The 14,888-nt window shown below is 68.3% G+C and carries 14 protein-coding genes; 10 read left to right on the top strand and 4 right to left on the bottom strand.

What is annotated here, in order from left to right; translation table 11 throughout:
• Position 1: 1 nt before the first annotated feature.
• From tgt to AC6LJ2_RS18130, 3 genes are all read right to left on the bottom strand, one after another.
• Positions 2 to 1,138: a tRNA guanosine(34) transglycosylase Tgt gene (gene tgt, locus AC6LJ2_RS18120; RefSeq protein WP_025137318.1), complete on the bottom strand. Its 1,137-nt coding sequence runs from the start codon at positions 1,136 to 1,138 to the stop codon at positions 2 to 4.
• The gene (gene queA, locus AC6LJ2_RS18125) at positions 1,135 to 2,190 is read right to left on the bottom strand and encodes a tRNA preQ1(34) S-adenosylmethionine ribosyltransferase-isomerase QueA (protein WP_498151858.1); all 1,056 of its coding nucleotides are present in this window, start codon (positions 2,188 to 2,190) and stop codon (positions 1,135 to 1,137) included. The genes tgt and queA overlap by 4 nt, the downstream gene beginning before the upstream one ends.
• Before the next feature lie 171 nt (positions 2,191 to 2,361).
• Positions 2,362 to 3,198: an IclR family transcriptional regulator gene (locus AC6LJ2_RS18130; protein WP_445657304.1), complete on the bottom strand. Its 837-nt coding sequence runs from the start codon at positions 3,196 to 3,198 to the stop codon at positions 2,362 to 2,364.
• A gap of 79 nt (positions 3,199 to 3,277) precedes the next feature.
• Between AC6LJ2_RS18130 and AC6LJ2_RS18135 the strand changes: the two genes are divergently transcribed.
• The 5 genes from AC6LJ2_RS18135 to upp all read left to right on the top strand — a co-directional run bounded on the left by AC6LJ2_RS18135 (position 3,278) and on the right by upp (position 8,489).
• Positions 3,278 to 4,291, top strand: a complete 1,014-nt coding sequence (locus AC6LJ2_RS18135; RefSeq protein WP_263911317.1) for an LLM class flavin-dependent oxidoreductase — start codon at positions 3,278 to 3,280, stop codon at positions 4,289 to 4,291.
• A gap of 79 nt (positions 4,292 to 4,370) precedes the next feature.
• Complete coding sequence (locus tag AC6LJ2_RS18140) at positions 4,371 to 4,877, top strand: flavin reductase family protein (protein WP_445657303.1); 507 nt, start codon at positions 4,371 to 4,373, stop codon at positions 4,875 to 4,877.
• 66 nt (positions 4,878 to 4,943) lie between these two features.
• Positions 4,944 to 6,095 carry an ABC transporter substrate-binding protein gene (locus AC6LJ2_RS18145; protein ID WP_263911321.1) on the top strand — a complete coding sequence of 384 codons (1,152 nt, stop codon included), beginning with the start codon at positions 4,944 to 4,946 and terminating at the stop codon, positions 6,093 to 6,095.
• Positions 6,096 to 6,260: 165 nt separating this feature from the next.
• On the top strand, positions 6,261 to 7,709 hold the full coding sequence (gene dacB, locus AC6LJ2_RS18150) for a D-alanyl-D-alanine carboxypeptidase/D-alanyl-D-alanine endopeptidase (protein ID WP_263911323.1): 1,449 nt from the start codon (positions 6,261 to 6,263) through the stop codon (positions 7,707 to 7,709).
• 141 nt (positions 7,710 to 7,850) lie between these two features.
• Positions 7,851 to 8,489, top strand: coding sequence for a uracil phosphoribosyltransferase (gene upp, locus AC6LJ2_RS18155; protein ID WP_175194101.1), 639 nt, complete (start codon positions 7,851 to 7,853; stop codon positions 8,487 to 8,489).
• 57 nt (positions 8,490 to 8,546) lie between these two features.
• On the opposite strand, the gene cysG is transcribed toward upp, so the two are convergent.
• Complete coding sequence (gene cysG, locus AC6LJ2_RS18160; RefSeq protein ID WP_263911324.1) at positions 8,547 to 9,962, bottom strand: siroheme synthase CysG; 1,416 nt, start codon at positions 9,960 to 9,962, stop codon at positions 8,547 to 8,549.
• 521 nt (positions 9,963 to 10,483) lie between these two features.
• On the opposite strand from cysG, the gene AC6LJ2_RS18165 reads away from it, so the two are divergent.
• From AC6LJ2_RS18165 to AC6LJ2_RS18185, 5 genes are all read left to right on the top strand, one after another.
• Entirely contained in the window at positions 10,484 to 11,794 is a 1,311-nt protein-coding gene (locus tag AC6LJ2_RS18165; protein WP_498151859.1) for a CmpA/NrtA family ABC transporter substrate-binding protein, read from the top strand.
• A gap of 88 nt (positions 11,795 to 11,882) precedes the next feature.
• Positions 11,883 to 12,740 (top strand): nitrate ABC transporter permease, encoded by an 858-nt coding sequence (ntrB, locus tag AC6LJ2_RS18170; protein WP_498151862.1) that lies wholly within the window; start codon positions 11,883 to 11,885, stop codon positions 12,738 to 12,740.
• Between the two features lie 4 nt (positions 12,741 to 12,744).
• Entirely contained in the window at positions 12,745 to 13,617 is an 873-nt protein-coding gene (locus tag AC6LJ2_RS18175) for an ABC transporter ATP-binding protein (protein WP_498151860.1), read from the top strand.
• A gap of 156 nt (positions 13,618 to 13,773) precedes the next feature.
• Positions 13,774 to 14,472, top strand: a complete 699-nt coding sequence (locus AC6LJ2_RS18180) for a hypothetical protein (protein ID WP_263911605.1) — start codon at positions 13,774 to 13,776, stop codon at positions 14,470 to 14,472.
• An 82-nt stretch (positions 14,473 to 14,554) separates the two neighbouring features.
• Positions 14,555 to 14,872, top strand: a complete 318-nt coding sequence (locus tag AC6LJ2_RS18185) for an ElaB/YgaM/YqjD family protein (protein WP_025137331.1) — start codon at positions 14,555 to 14,557, stop codon at positions 14,870 to 14,872.
• The last annotated feature ends 16 nt before the right edge of the window (positions 14,873 to 14,888 follow it).

Here is a 14,888-nt window from a genome sequence, read left to right on the forward strand (position 1 = left end):
CCTATTCCACCCCGCGCGCCCGATCGGCGGCAAATTGGGCGCGCCAGGCGTCGAAGCGGCCTTCGGCGATGGCTTCCCGCATTTCCTTCATGATGGTCAGGTAGAAGTGCAGGTTGTGCAGGGTGTTCAGGCGCGCGCCGGTGATTTCGTTGGCGCGCTGCAGGTGGTGCAGGTAGGCGCGCGAAAAGTGCGCGCAGGTGTGGCATTCGCAGCTGGGGTCCAGCGGGCGGGTGTCGTCGCGGTACTTGGCGTTGCGGATCTTGACGTCGCCAAAGCGGGTGAACAGCCAGCCGTTGCGCGCGTTGCGGGTCGGCATGACGCAGTCGAACATGTCCACGCCGCGGCTCACGCCCTCGACCAGGTCTTCCGGCGTGCCCACGCCCATCAGGTAGCGCGGCGCCTGGGCCGGCAGCTTGGGCGTGACATGCGCCAGGATGCGCATCATGTCTTCCTTGGGCTCGCCCACCGACAGGCCGCCGATGGCGTAGCCATGAAAGCCGATGTCCTGCAGGCCGGCCAGGGACTCGTCGCGCAGCGCCTCGTACATGCCGCCCTGGACGATGCCGAACAGCGCGTTCGGGTTTTCCAGGCGGTCGAATTCCTCGCGCGAACGGCGCGCCCAGCGCAGCGACATGCGCATGGACCGGGCGGCCTCTTCGACGGTGGCGGGCCGGCCGTCGATTTCATACGGCGTGCACTCGTCGAACACCATGACGATGTCCGAATTGAGCGAACGCTGGATGCGCATGGATTCTTCGGGTGTCAGGAACAGGCGCGCGCCATCGATGGGCGAGGCGAACTTGACGCCTTCCTCGGTGATCTTGCGCATGCCTTGCAGGCTGAACACCTGAAAGCCGCCCGAATCCGTCAGGATGGGCTTGTCCCACTGCATGAAGCCATGCAGGCCGCCGTGCTTTTCCATGATTTCCGTGCCCGGGCGCAGCCACAGGTGGAAGGTGTTGCCCAGCACGATCTGCGAGCCGATTTCCTTGAGCTCGTGCGGCATCATGGCCTTGACGCTGCCATAGGTGCCCACGGGCATGAAGATGGGCGTTTCCACCACGCCGTGGTTCAGCGTGATGCGGCCGCGGCGGGCGCCGCCATCGGTGGCGAGCAGTTCGAAATTCAGTCCGGTCATGGGGCAGGGGATTCGATGAACATGGCGTCGCCATAGCTGAAGAAGCGGTAGCGCTGGGCCACGGCGTGGGCATAGGCGCGGCGGATCGGCTCGACGCCGGCCAGCGCCGACACCAGCATCAGCAAGGTCGACTGGGGCAGGTGGAAGTTGGTGACCAGGGCGTCGACGACGCGGTACTGGTAGCCGGGGGTGATGAACAGGCGGGTGTCGCCCTGGGCCGCGGCCAGTGGCAGCCCGGGGGCGGTGCGGCCTTCGGTCTGCGCGGCGGCGGATTCCAGGGCGCGCACGCTGGTGGTGCCCACCGCGATGACGCGGCCGCCCTTGGCGCGGGCCGCGGCGATGGCGTCCACCGCGGCTTGCGGCACGGTGAACCACTCGGCGTGCATGATGTGGTCGGCCAGGTTGTCCACGCGCACGGGCTGGAAGGTGCCGGCGCCCACGTGCAGGGTGACGAAGGCGCGGTCCACGCCCAGCGCGGCCAGGCGGTCGAGCGTGGGCTGGTCAAAGTGCAGGCCGGCGGTGGGGGCGGCGACGGCGCCGGGTTCGCGGGCGTAGACGGTCTGGTAGCGGTCGTCGTCGCCGGCGTCGGCTTCGTGCGTGATGTAGGGCGGCAGCGGCGTGGCGCCGTGGGCGTCCAGCAGGTCCAGCACGGGGCCGGGAAAGCGGATGTCGAACAGCTCGCCTTCGCGGCCCAGCACGGTGGCGTCGAAGGCGTCGGCCAGGCGCAGCACCATGCCGGGGCCGGGCGATTTGCTGGCCCGCACGTGCGCCAGGGCGCGGTTGGTGTCGGTGATGCGTTCGACCAGGACTTCGATCTTGCCGCCGGTGGCCTTGTGGCCGGCCAGGCGCGCCTTGATCACGCGCGTGTCGTTGAACACGAGCAGGTCGCCGGGGCGCAGCAGCCCTTCCAGGTCGGCGAAGCGGCGGTCATGCAGCTGGCTGGCGCCGTCCAGGTGCAGCAGCCGGCTGCCCGTGCGCTGGGCGGCGGGCGTCTGCGCGATGAGCTCGGGGGGCAGCTCGTAGTCGAAGTCGGAAACGGTAAGGGCGTGCACGGGATATCGGTATCAGGGGGCGGGCGTGGCGAGGGTCGCAGCAAGGGCGCCGGGCCGCCGGCAATGGGGCGGCAAAAATACGAGCCCGGCCCGGGGGCCGGCTCGGGGGCAACTCGGTATTGTAAAGGGGCTGGGAAAAAGGGCGGCTGGCCGGGCCGGGGCACGGCCGATTCAGCGTCCGCCGCGCCAGCCCAACCGGCGCGAGCAGTCGGCCGCTGCCGCCGCCAGCGCGCGCAGCGGCGCGCCGTCTGGCGACAGGTCGAAGCCGCCGTGCAGGCCCAGGCCGGTGATGGCCCCGGCCAGTTGGCCCTGGGCGTCCAGCACCGGCAGCGCGGCCGAGTCGATGCCGTGCAGCAGATGGCCGCTGACACTGGCATAGCCGCGTTCGCGGGTGGCGAGCCAGCGTCGCCGCAGGACCCCGGCAGGGTCCGCCACGGTGGCAGCCGGCAGGTCCGGGCCGGCGGGATCGCCCAGCAGGCTCGCCGGGTCGGCGCCCTGGCGTTGCGCCGCCTCCCATTCCGCCAGGGCGCGTGACAGCGCCAGCGCTTCGGGCAGCCAGGCCGCGAACACGCGCCCGGTGGCGCTGTTGAGCAGCGGCAGCACCGAGCCGACCCGCACGTTCACCGTGACGGGCAGGCGGGCGTCGCGCCACTGCACGATGGTGGGGCCGTGCTGGCCCCAGACGGAGATGAAGACGGTCTGGCCGATGGCGGCGCTCAGGTCTTCCAGGCAACCGGCCGCCAGCTTCACGAAATCCACCTCGGCCAGCGCCGCCAGGCCCGTGTGCAGGGCCTGGGGCCCCAGCCGGTAGCGGGCGCTGGCAGGGTCCTGCTCGACGTAGCCGCGCCGTTCCAGCGACACCAGGTAGCGGTGCGCCTTGGCGCGCGGCATGTCCAGGCTTCGGCCCAGTTCCGACACCGACACGGCGCCGCCCAGTTCGGCCAGCCGGGTCAGGACGTCCAGGGCGATTTCGGCGGACTGGATTCCGGTGCTGCTCTCTGTTGACATCAGTTCGTCTCTTATTAGAATACGTGTATCACTAAAAAATACATCAGCGCGCCGCCGCGGACAAATACGGAGACAACCCATGAAGCTGTCCATCTTCTCGGTACAGGACCATTACCCCGACCAGCCCCGCAGCCTGGGCCAGTTGTACAGCCAGGTGCTGGAGCAGGCCCGCCAGGCCGAACAGTGGGGGTACGACACCTTCTGGGTGGCCGAGCATCACTTTCATGAATACGGCGCGGTACCCAATCCGGCGGTGTTCCTGGCGGCCCTGTCGCAGCAGACGACGCGCCTGAGGCTGGGGACCGCGATTTCGATCCTGACCTTCCACAACCCCCTGACGGTGGCGGAAAACTATGCCTTGGTGGACCAGCTTTCGCAAGGCAGGCTGTCGCTGGGCGTGGGGTCGGGCTATCTGAAGCACGAGTTCGAGGGCTACAACGTCGACCCGGCCATCAAGCGCGAGCGCTTCGATGAAAACCTGATGCTGGTCGAGCGCCTGCTGTCCGGCGAACGGGTCAGCCACGAAGGCAAGTTCAATACCATCCGCGAGGTCCGGCTGAACGTGCAGCCGGTGCAGCAGCCGGTGCCCGTCTATGTGGCCATCCTGCGCCGCGAGGCGGCCTACCACGTGGGCCGCCAGGGGCGCCGCATGCTGTTCGTGCCTTACGCGGCGGTGGACAACTTCGAAGAGATCGGCCTGATGATGCAGGACTACCGCCGCGGCCTGGCCGAAGCCGGCATCGAGGACGCGTCCGGCATGGCGGCCGTGGCGCTGCATACCCACGTGGCAGCCACCGACGACGAGGCCCGCGAACGCGCCGCCCGCGCTTTCGACCTGTATGTGGAAACGCGCCTGTATGCCCGCAGGCAGGTCTACGACGACATCATCGCCAGCGGCCTGTCGCTGTTCGGTTCGCCCCGCACCGTGGCCGACAAGCTGGCGCGGCTGGCGGACATGGGCCTGGACCATGTGATGAGCCTGCACAATTTCGGCCTGATGCCGCAGGACCGGGTGCTGGATTCGATGCAGCGCCTGATGGACGAGGCCGTGCCGCTGTCGGGCGTGCGCCCCTCCGCGGCCGTGCCGGCCTGACGGCAATACGCGTGCCTGCCTGCCGGCACGCGCCGTCCTGTCCTGCCCGCCCCGCATCGTCGACCCGCCGGAGCCTTCCATGACCTGCGCCAGCCTTGATCTCAGCCCGATGCGCCTGCGGCAGGCGCTGGGGCGCTATGCCACCGGCGTCACGGTCGTGACCGCCGCGGGCGCCCAGGGGCCCATCGGCCTGACGGTCAATTCCTTCGCCCCGGTGTCGCTGGACCCGCCGCTGGTGCTCTGGAGCCTGCGCCGCGCCAGCATGCACTACGCCGATTTCATGGCACAGGGCGGCTTTGCCATCCATGTGCTGGGGGCGCCGCAACGCGACCTGGCGCGCGTATTTTCGCAGCCGGTGGCCGATCGTTACGCCGGGCTGGACTGGTATGTGGGGCAGGACGGCATTCCCGTGTTCGATGCCTGCGCCGCGCGCTTCGAGTGCGCCACCCGCCAGGTGCTGGAAGTGGGCGACCACGCCGTGCTGATCGGCGAAGTGCTGCGCCTGCACGCCCCGGACGATGACGGCGGAGCACTGGTTTTCCATAAGGGCGCTTTCCTGCCGCAGGCTGAGGTTCCCGTCGTATAACGCTTTTGACGCCGTAGCGGATCGGCAAGACGCATAACGATATCCGCACCCCAAAGGAGACGACGCATGACCCCCCGTTGCACATTGAAGGCCGCGTTGGCGGCCCTGCTGGTCGCGGCCGCCGCACCCGCGCTGGCGCAGGTGAAGATCGGCGCCACCCTGTCCACCACCGGCCCCCAGGCCTCGCTGGGCATTCCCGAACGCAACACCATCAGCCTGCTGCCCACCGAGATCGGCGGCGTGAAAGTGGAATACATGGTGCTGGACGACGCGTCCGACACCACCCGGGCGGTCAGCAATTCGCACAAGCTGATTTCCGAGAACAAGGTCGACCTGATCGTCGGCTCGACCACCACCCCCAACACCATGGCCATGCTGGATACCGTGGCCAGCGGCGCCACGCCGGTGATCACGCTGGCGTCGTCGGCCCGTCTGATCGACCCGGTGGACGACAAGCGCCGCTGGGTCTTCAAGACGCCGCATTCCGATTCCCTGATGGCTGAGGGCATTGCCCGCCATGCCGCCGCCAACGGCGTCAAGAAGCTGGCCTTCATCGGCTTCAACAACGCCCTGGGCGAGACCTTCTGGGTGGAAGTGGAAAAGGCGGCCAGGCAGCACGGCATCGAGATCGTGGGCCGCGAGAGTTTCGCGCCCACCGACACCTCGGCCGTGGCGCAGACCCTGAAGCTGGTGGGCGCCGCCCCGGATGCGGTGGTGGTGGGCGCGTCCGGCACGCCGGCCGCGATGCCGGCCCGGGCGCTGCGCGAGCGTGGCTACCCGGGCAAGATCTATTTCAACCACGGCGTGGCCAACAATGATTTCCTGCGGGTGTGCGGGGCGGCCTGCGATGGCGCCTGGGTGCCGGTGGGGCCGGTGATGGTGGCCGACCTGCTGCCCGAGAGCCATCCGGTCAAGGCCACGGCGCAGGCCTTCGCCAAGAAGTACGAGGCGGCCAACGGCCCGGGCAGCGTGTCCCTGTTCGCCGCCTATACCTGGGACGTGGGCTTGTTGTTGCAGCAGGCGATCCCCGTGGCGCTCAAGTCGGCCAAGCCGGGCACGCCGGAATTCCGGGCGGCGCTGCGTGAGGCGCTGGAAAACGTGAAGAACCTGCCGACGGCCACTGGCGTGGTCAACATGAGCGCCACCGACCACAACGGCCTGGACGAGCGCGCACTGGTCATGGCGACCGTGGCGGGCGGCAAATGGAAACTGCAGTAGCTGCCTGCCGTTGACCGGCCGGTCGGCGACCCGGGCCGCCCGGATGCCGCGGAATCGTCCCGAACGGGGCGGCTTGGCGCGAGGCATCGACCCACCGCCACCCGTAACCGTCGCAGGTTTTGTATGCTCTCGGTTTCGCGGGACAGGCAACCAGGTGGACAGGGCATGACAGGATCAGGGAAAAAGCGGTGGAGCGGGCCGGCGCGGTGGCTGGCTGGCGGGTTGCTGGCCCTGGCTGCGGGCAATGCCTGCGCGCAGGTGCCCGGCCTGCCGCCCAGCGTGGTCAACGCCTGGAAGGCCACCAAGCTGCCCGACAGCGCCCTGTCCCTGGTGGTGCAAGAGGTCGGCGGCCCGCGGCTGGCGACCCTGAACGCCAAGGAAGCCCGCAACCCGGCATCGGTGATGAAACTGGTCACCACCTGGGCCGCGCTGTCCGAGCTGGGGCCCAATTACGTCTGGCGCACCGATTTCATGACCGAGCCGGGCGCGCGGCCGGACGCCCGCGGCGTGTTGCCCGGTCCGCTGTACCTGCGCGCTGGCGGCGACCCGCAATTCCTGATGCAGGACCTGTGGGCGCTGCTGCGCGAATTGCGCCTGCGCGGGGTCAAGCAGATCAATGACCTGGTGATCGACCGCAGCATCTTCGGCCAGGTGGCGACCGACCCCGGCGCCTTCGACGGCGCGCCCGACCGCGCCTATAACGCCAGCCCCGACGCGCTGATGGTGGGTTTTGGCGCCGTGCGCATCCTGTTCAGCCCCGATCCGGCCGCCAATAAATGGGTGCCCCTGATCGACCCGCCGCTGCCCGGCCTGAAGATCGAAGGCAAGGTCGACTGGAGCGACGTGCGATGCCCCGGCGCGCCGGTGGTCCAGACCGACCCCGTCATCACCCAGCAGGGCGTGACCCTGCGCGTCAGCGGCAAGGTGGCCGGATCCTGCGGTGAATTCAGCCTGTACCGCCTGGCGCTGTCGCAGAACGACTACGCCACCGAAGTCTTCCGCATGCTCTGGAAGGAGCTGGGAGGCACCTTCAAGGGCCAGGTCCGCACGGGCGTGGTGCCCGGCGATGCCGTGGTGCTGGCTTCGCATGATTCGCCGACCCTGGCCGAAGTGATCCGCCAGATCAACAAGCGCAGCAACAACGTCATGGCGCGCACCTTGCTGTTGACCCTGGGCGCCGAGCGGGGCCGCCGGCCGGCTACGGTGGCCAGCAGCGAGACCGTGGCCAAGGGCCTCTTGGCCAGGCAGGGCCTGGACATGCCGGAACTGGTGATCGACAACGGCGCCGGCCTGTCGCGCGAGGCCCGGGTGTCGGCCGACAGTCTGGCGTCGATGCTGACCGTGGCCTGGAATTCGCCGGTCATGCCCGAGTACATTTCGTCCTTGGCAATCGCCGGCGTCGATGGCACGGTGCGTCGCCGCCTGAAGGGCGACGGCACCGCCGGCATGGCCCACCTGAAAACCGGATCGCTGCGCGACGTGCGCTCGATCGCCGGTTACGTGCTGGGCGCCAGCGGCAAGCGCTTTGTCGTGGTCAGCATCGTCAACCACGAACAGGCGGGCGCCGTGCGGGCGTTCGACGACGCGCTGATCGCCTGGCTGGCCGAACAATAGGGCGGGCAGGATGGGCGCGTCGCGGCGCGCCCATCCGCCGCTTTTCCCTTAAACCGATTACGATTCTCTGGCGTGCACCGCGTGGCGGTGGCGCCTGAGGCGAAATACCCTGTCTATCAATAATTCTGGAGATTTACGCACATGCCCGTGCACGAAATCCGCCATCCGCTGATCCGCCACAAGCTCGGGATCATGCGTCGCGCCGACCTCAGTACCAAGAGCTTCCGTGAACTGTCGCAGGAAGTGGGCGCGCTGCTCACTTATGAGGCGTCCAAGGACCTGCCGCTGGCGCCCGCCACCGTCGAAGGCTGGTGTGGCTCGGTGCAGGTCGAGAAGATCGCCGGCAAGAAAGTCACCGTGGTGCCCATCCTGCGCGCCGGCATCGGCATGCTGGACGGCGTGCTCAGCCTGATCCCCGGCGCCAAGGTCAGCGTGGTGGGCGTGGCCCGCAACGAAGAAACCCTGGAAGCGCACACCTACCTGGAACGCCTGGTGGGTGAACTGGACCAGCGCCTGGCCCTGATCGTCGACCCGATGCTGGCGACCGGCGGCTCGATGGTCGCCGCGATCGACCTGCTCAAGCGCGCCGGCTGCAAGGAAATTCGTGCGCTGGTGCTGGTGGCCGCGCCGGTCGGCATCGACGCGGTGCTGTCCAAGCACCCGGATGTGCATATCTACACGGCGTCCATCGACGACGGCCTGAACGAGCACGGCTACATCATGCCGGGCCTGGGTGACGCGGGCGACCGCATTTTCGGCACCACGCAAAAGACGGACTGATGCCGTCTGTCCGGGGCCCGTTCGCCGTGGCCCCGGCCCGCTTTCATGGACGGGGCCCTAGGCCGCCAGCCGCTGCGGCGCCCCTTCCAGGTGCTCGCCAAACCAATGCAATGACTGAGCCAGTCCGGCCACTTCGCCCACGATCAAGAGGGCGGGGGACCGGATGGCATGGGCGCGCGCCAGTTGCGGCAAGTCCTGCAACGAACCCGACAGCACCCGCTGTTCGGGGCGGCTGCCGTTTTCGACCAGTGCGAACGGCGTCTGCGGCGCACGGCCGTGGCGTATCAGGCGCTGCGTCAGCAATTCGAGCTGACCCACTCCCATATAGAAGGCCAGGGTCTGTTTTTCGCGGGCCAGTGCCGGCCAATCCAGGTTGTCTTCGTCTTCGCGGCAGTGCGCCGTCACCAGTCGAACCGACTGGGCATGTTCGCGGTGCGTCAGCGGAATGCCGGCGTAGGCCGCACAGGCCAGTGCGGCGGTGATGCCGGGCACGACCTCGTAGCGCACGCCGTGGGCGCGCAGGTGTTCCAGTTCTTCGCCGCCCCGGCCGAAAATGAACGCGTCGCCGCCTTTCAGGCGCACCACCCTGCGGCCGGCGCGGGCGTGTTCGACCAGCAGCGCGTGAATGCGCGCCTGGGTGGCGTGGTGGTCTTCACCGGGCAGCTTGCCCACCGAAACGCGTTCGGCGTCGCGGCGCGCCAGCGACATGATGTCATCGCTGACCAGGCGGTCGTACAGAATCACGTCGGCTTCGTTCAGCGCGCGCAGCGCCTTCAGTGTCAACAGGCCGGGGTCGCCGGGGCCGGCGCCCACCAGGACCACGCTGCCTTCGGCGGGCGCCAGCGGCTGGGCCAGCGCCGCCGCCAGGGCGGCCTCGGCCGCGTCGGGCTGCTGCTGGCGCAGCAGGCCGGCTACGGGGCCGTCCAGCAGCCAGTCATAGAAGCGGCGGCGCGCGCCCAGGTCGGGGTGGCCGGCGCGGATGCGTTGGCGGTAGCGTTCGGCCAGCCCGGCCAGGTGGCCCAGGGTGTGGTCGAACAGGGATTCGATGCGTTCGCGCAGGCGCCGCGCCAGCACCGGGGCCACGCCGGACGACGAGATGGCGACGATGACCGGCGAGCGGTCGACGATGGACGGGACCTGGAACGACGACAGTTCGGGGTCGTCCACCACGTTGCTGAAAATCCGGCGGGCCTGGGCGGCGTCGGACACGGCGGCATTGACGCTGCGGTCGTCGGTGGCCGCAACCACCAGCCACACCCCGTCGAGCCACGCCGGGTCGAACGGGCCGGGCAGGTGGCGGATGCGGCCCTGGGCCAGCAGATCCGCCAGGGCGGGGGTCAGGTCCGGCGCGCCGACGGCCACGTCGGCGTGCGCTTGCAGCAAGGCGAGCGTCTTGCGCTCGGCCACGGCGCCGCCGCCCACGACCAGCACGGGCCGGTCTTTCAGATCGGCAAAAATCGGGAAAAGCTTCATCACGCAGCCTCGGGCGCACCCGGCAGAAGGTCAGTCGATCATAGGGATGGGGTTTCATCCCCACAACTTCTGATTTCTTGAATCCATATATCCATAACTTATTTGGCAGGCCCGTCGGGCGCGCCTGCCTGGCTAGTGACGCAAGTTCCATGCCGGCCGCCGGGCGCGAGCTCGGCTCGGGCAACGGCAGGTCGCGGCGCGAAAAACCGCACGTCGATGGTGCGCCGCCGCAGGGTGTGTTGCACCAAAGTGGACCATCGGAGGCGGCCGGGCCCGTTGCGTGGCGGCCGCGGATTTGCCGCCTGCCGCCCGCAAAACCAGTATCGGCGCGGGCTGGCGGTGGGCCAGGCAGCGGCGCAATCAGGCTGGCACAGCGATTGCTTAAGGGTTCATGGGGGCGCCGCGTGCGGCCCGCCCACGCCAAGCGCCGCGATTCGCGGCAGGGAACAACGACGTTCCGCAGCGCCGACGGGTTGTTCCCGCAGGGCGCGCGGGACGTTTTTTTTTGCCAGGAGCCCCGTATGACGCAACCGAAGACGCCTGTGAAACCCCTTCTGTCCGACGCCGCTTCCGCTTCGGCCGGTCCCGCCAGCAGCGGCCGCCGCCAATGGCTGGCGGGCACCGCGCGCGCGGTGGCGGGCGCCAGCCTTTTGTCGCTGGTCGATCCCCTGGTGCGGGCCGGCGCCTGGGCGGCGGGCAGCGATGCGCCCGAGAAGCCCGAGGTCAAGATCGGCTTCATTCCGCTGACCGATTGCGCCTCGGTCGTCATGGCCTCGGTGCTGGGCATCGACAAGAAGCATGGCGTCACCATCACGCCGTCCAAGGAAGCGTCGTGGGCGGCGGTGCGCGACAAGCTGCTCAATGGCGAACTGGACATGGCCCACGTGCTGTACGGCCTGATCTATGGCGTGCAGATGGGCGTGGGCGGGGCGAAGAAGGACATGGCCGTGCTGATGAACCTGAACCAGAACGGCCAGGCCATCACGCTGTCGAACAAGCTGCTGCAAGCCGGCGCGCGCGATGGCGAATCGCTGGCCAAGGTCATGGCGTCCGACAAGCGCGAATACACCTTCGCCCAGACGTTTCCGACCGGCACGCATGCGATGTGGCTGTATTACTGGCTGGCCGCGTACGGCATCGACCCGATGAAGGACGCCAAGGTCATCACCGTGCCGCCGCCGCAGATGGTGGCCAACATGCGCGTGGGCAATATGGATGGCTATTGCGTGGGCGAGCCGTGGGGCGCCCGCGCCATCCTCGACAAGATCGGCTTCACGGCCGTGACCACCCAGGCCATCTGGACCGATCACCCCGAAAAGGTGCTGGGCACCAGCGCCGACTTCGTGGCGCGCAACCCCAACACGGCGCGCGCCGTGACCGCCGCCATCCTGGAAGCCGGCAAGTGGATCGATGCCTCGCCCGCCAACCGCCAGAAGACCGCCGAGACCATCGCCGCCAAGTCCTACGTCAACACCGACGCCAGCGCCATCGTGGGCCGCATGCTGGGCCAGTATGAAGACGGCCTGGGCAAGCAGTGGAACGACGAGCATGCGATGCGCTTCTCGGGCGATGGCGCGGCCAACTTCCCGTACCTGAGCGACGGCATGTGGTTCCTGACCCAGCACAAGCGCTGGGGCCTTCTCAAGGACCATCCCGACTACCTGGCCACGGCGCGCCAGGTCAACCGCATCGATATCTACAAGCAGGCCGCCCAGGCCGCGGGCATTGCGCTGCCCGCCAGCGAGACGCGCAGTTCGAAGCTGATCGACGGCGTGGTGTGGGACGGCAGCAATCCGGCGGCCTACGCCGACGGTTTCAAGGTCAGGGCCTGAGCGCCGGTTTGCGATAAGGAGCAACACCATGTCTAGCGTGACGAATAGGGAAGGGGGCGCCTTGGCGGGCGGCACAGCGGGGGCGGCCATGGCCGGCAGCGCCTTGGCCGGGGCCGCCCCGACGGCAGGCGCAGGCGCCCGCGCCAGGCTCTGGGCAGACGCCGGGCGCGACTACCTGGAAGCCGCGCTGCGCGCCGTGGTCGGCCCGGTGGCCGGCTTCGCGCTTTTCGTGCTGGTGTGGCAGGTGGTCGCCATGCGCATTCCCGAGATTCCCACGCCGGGGGTGACCTGGCAGGCGGCGGTCGCCTTGTTTGCCGACCCGTTCTACGACAATGGCCCGAACGACAAGGGCATCGGCTGGAACTTGCTGGCGTCCTTGCAGCGGGTGGGCATCGGCTTCGGGCTGGCCGCGCTGATCGGCATTCCCGTGGGCTTCGCCATCGGCCGCTATGGGCCGGTGCGGGCCATGTTTTCGCCCATCGTGAGCCTGCTGCGACCCGTGTCGCCGCTGGCGTGGCTGCCGCTGGGCCTGTTGCTGTTCAAGGCCGCGAACCCGGCGGCCATCTGGGCGATTTTCATCTGTTCGATCTGGCCCATGATCATCAACACCGCCGTCGGCGTGTCGCGCGTGCCGCAGGACTACCTGAATGTGGCGCGGGTGCTGAACCTGTCGGAATGGAAGGTCACCACCAAGGTGCTGCTGCCGGCGGTGCTGCCCTACATGCTGACCGGCGTGCGGTTGTCGATCGGCACCGCGTGGCTGGTGATCGTGGCCGCCGAGATGCTGACGGGCGGCACCGGCATCGGCTTCTGGCTGTGGGACGAATGGAACAACCTGAAGGTCGAACACATCGTCATCGCCATTTTCGTGATCGGCATCGTCGGCCTGATCCTGGAAACGCTGCTGGTCGCGCTGGCCCGCCGCTTCACCTATACCGAGGAATAGCGCCATGAAGAAATTCGTACGCATCGAACGCGTGGGCCAGACCTTCACCACCCGCAAGGGTGCCTTCGTGGCCCTGCGCGATATCGACCTGACCGTGGAGCAGGGCGAATTCATCACGCTGATCGGCCACTCGGGCTGCGGCAAGTCCACCCTGCTGAACCTGATCGCCGGCCTGACCCGCCCCACCAGCGGTGTGCTGCTGTGCGCCGAGCGCGAGATCACCGGACCGGGCCCGGACCGTGCGGTAGTGTTCCAGAACCATTCGCTGTTGCCCTGGCTGACGTGCTTCCAGAACGTGCACCTGGCGGTGGAGCGGGTCTTCGGCGCCACCGAAAAACGCGCCCAGCTGGCTGACCGCACCCGCGCGGCGCTCGACCTGGTGGGGCTGCTGCCCGCCCAGAACAAGCTGCCGCGCGAGATATCCGGCGGCATGAAGCAACGCGTGGGCATCGCCCGCGCCCTGGCGATCGAGCCCGGCGTGCTGCTGATGGACGAGCCGTTCGGCGCCCTGGATGCGCTGACCCGCGCGCATCTGCAGGACGAGCTGCTCAAGATCGTGGCAAAGACGCGCACCACCACCATCATGGTCACGCACGACGTGGACGAGGCCGTGCTGCTGTCGGACCGCATCGTCATGCTGACCAACGGGCCGGCAGCGACCATCGGGGAAATCCTGCCCGTGCCCTTGCCGCGGCCGCGTGACCGGGTGCGGCTGGCCAATGACCCGGTCTACCTGGCGTGCCGTGCCGGGGTGGTGGATTTCCTGCACCGCCGCCACGGCAATCCGGAACGGACCCAGCCCGCGGCCCTGGCCAGCGTGCCGGCGCCCCAGGCGCAGGGGCCGGCCGTGGCCGAGGCGTCGCGCGTTGCCGCCTGACCGGCTGGGAAAAGCGTGACCTGCCTGACACGTTCGGTCATGCGGCGCTTTTGCCAACCGGTGTAGTATCAAGCCAGCCATCCGCGCAAAGCGGGGGGCGTTTTCTGATTTCTGGAGTGGCTTGTGGCTTTGCGAAAATTGGCATCCCTGATAGTGATGGTTGGCGGGCTGGGCACGGCCGGCGCGGCGCAGGCGGGCGTGTGCGACGCGAAGTTCATGCATGACGGCGGCGCGGTCCAGCTCACCGGCTCGGGCAACATCGCGCTGGGCGCCGACCTGGCCTTCACCGAGGTTACAAAAAGCAATGGCGATAACTGCCGCGCCCGCGTGCAGGGAGTCGCCCGTTTCAGCTACGCGGGCCTGCCGCCGGGCAAGTCCAACCTCGACTACCTCATGACGGTCAAAGGCGGGCAGGCCACTTTCCTCAAGTACGCCACCGCCGGCGAAGCGCCCAAGCCCTCCGAAGGGCAGTTCGACCTGCGCATGCTGGGCCTGTTCGCGTATGACGGCAAACTGAACCCCGGCCAGAAGCTGCCCGGTTCGTCGTTTCGTCTGAAAATCGGCAAGGAAGCGCCGGTGGGCGGCCAGCCCAGCACCACGGTGCGCATCGGCGAGAAGAGCGTGGGGCGTGCCACCGCCATCAGCACCGCGCTGGGCCAGCAGTCCTGCCATCCCATTTCGTACTCGCGCAATTCCGAGCCCACGATGGCCACCTTCCAGGGCCTGACCATTCCTATCCCGGGCATGAACACCACCGTCACCGATTGGTATTGCCCGGCGGTCAACCTGGTCATGAAACAGGACATCGACCAGGGCGGTGTCAAGTCCGCCGTTGAGATTACGCAAATCAAGTAGCACACGGTAGCAAGCCGGCCATGCTCCTCGCGGGGCGGCTGGTATGATGGTTTCGTCATAGACACACAACAGGAGCTCAAACATGGCCACGAGAAAATCCGAAGAAGTCGCAAAAGAAAAACTCATCGACAGTGTCAAGACCAGCCTGAACGACGCTGAAAGCCTGCTGCGCGAAGCCGCCAGCAGCACGGGCGACAAAGCCACCGAACTGCGCGAACGCGCCATGACCTCGCTCAAGCGCACCCGCGAAGCCCTCTACGAAGCCCAGGACGCGGTGCTCGAGCGCGGCCGCAAGGCCGCCCGCGCCACCGACGACTACGTGCATGACAATCCCTGGCAAGCCATCGGCATCGCAGGCGTGACCGGCCTGCTGCTCGGCTTGCTGATCAGCCGCCGCTGATAAGGCAGGGACGCCC

Source organism: Achromobacter sp. 1014246743 (assembly GCF_059760725.1).

What these genes read in the sequence shown, in the direction of transcription:
- cysG (WP_263911324.1), bottom strand. Translation starts at nt 9,962, where the DNA reads ATGAAGCTTTTCCCGATTTTTGCCGATCTGAAAGACCGGCCCGTGCTG.
- AC6LJ2_RS18185 (WP_025137331.1), top strand. Translation starts at nt 14,555, where the DNA reads ATGGCCACGAGAAAATCCGAAGAAGTCGCAAAAGAAAAACTCATCGAC.
- AC6LJ2_RS18165 (WP_498151859.1), top strand. Translation starts at nt 10,484, where the DNA reads ATGACGCAACCGAAGACGCCTGTGAAACCCCTTCTGTCCGACGCCGCT.
- AC6LJ2_RS18140 (WP_445657303.1), top strand. Translation starts at nt 4,371, where the DNA reads ATGACCTGCGCCAGCCTTGATCTCAGCCCGATGCGCCTGCGGCAGGCG.
- AC6LJ2_RS18135 (WP_263911317.1), top strand. Translation starts at nt 3,278, where the DNA reads ATGAAGCTGTCCATCTTCTCGGTACAGGACCATTACCCCGACCAGCCC.
- dacB (WP_263911323.1), top strand. Translation starts at nt 6,261, where the DNA reads ATGACAGGATCAGGGAAAAAGCGGTGGAGCGGGCCGGCGCGGTGGCTG.
- tgt (WP_025137318.1), bottom strand. Translation starts at nt 1,138, where the DNA reads ATGACCGGACTGAATTTCGAACTGCTCGCCACCGATGGCGGCGCCCGC.
- AC6LJ2_RS18175 (WP_498151860.1), top strand. Translation starts at nt 12,745, where the DNA reads ATGAAGAAATTCGTACGCATCGAACGCGTGGGCCAGACCTTCACCACC.
- AC6LJ2_RS18145 (WP_263911321.1), top strand. Translation starts at nt 4,944, where the DNA reads ATGACCCCCCGTTGCACATTGAAGGCCGCGTTGGCGGCCCTGCTGGTC.
- AC6LJ2_RS18180 (WP_263911605.1), top strand. Translation starts at nt 13,774, where the DNA reads ATGGTTGGCGGGCTGGGCACGGCCGGCGCGGCGCAGGCGGGCGTGTGC.
- ntrB (WP_498151862.1), top strand. Translation starts at nt 11,883, where the DNA reads ATGGCCGGCAGCGCCTTGGCCGGGGCCGCCCCGACGGCAGGCGCAGGC.
- AC6LJ2_RS18130 (WP_445657304.1), bottom strand. Translation starts at nt 3,198, where the DNA reads ATGTCAACAGAGAGCAGCACCGGAATCCAGTCCGCCGAAATCGCCCTG.
- upp (WP_175194101.1), top strand. Translation starts at nt 7,851, where the DNA reads ATGCCCGTGCACGAAATCCGCCATCCGCTGATCCGCCACAAGCTCGGG.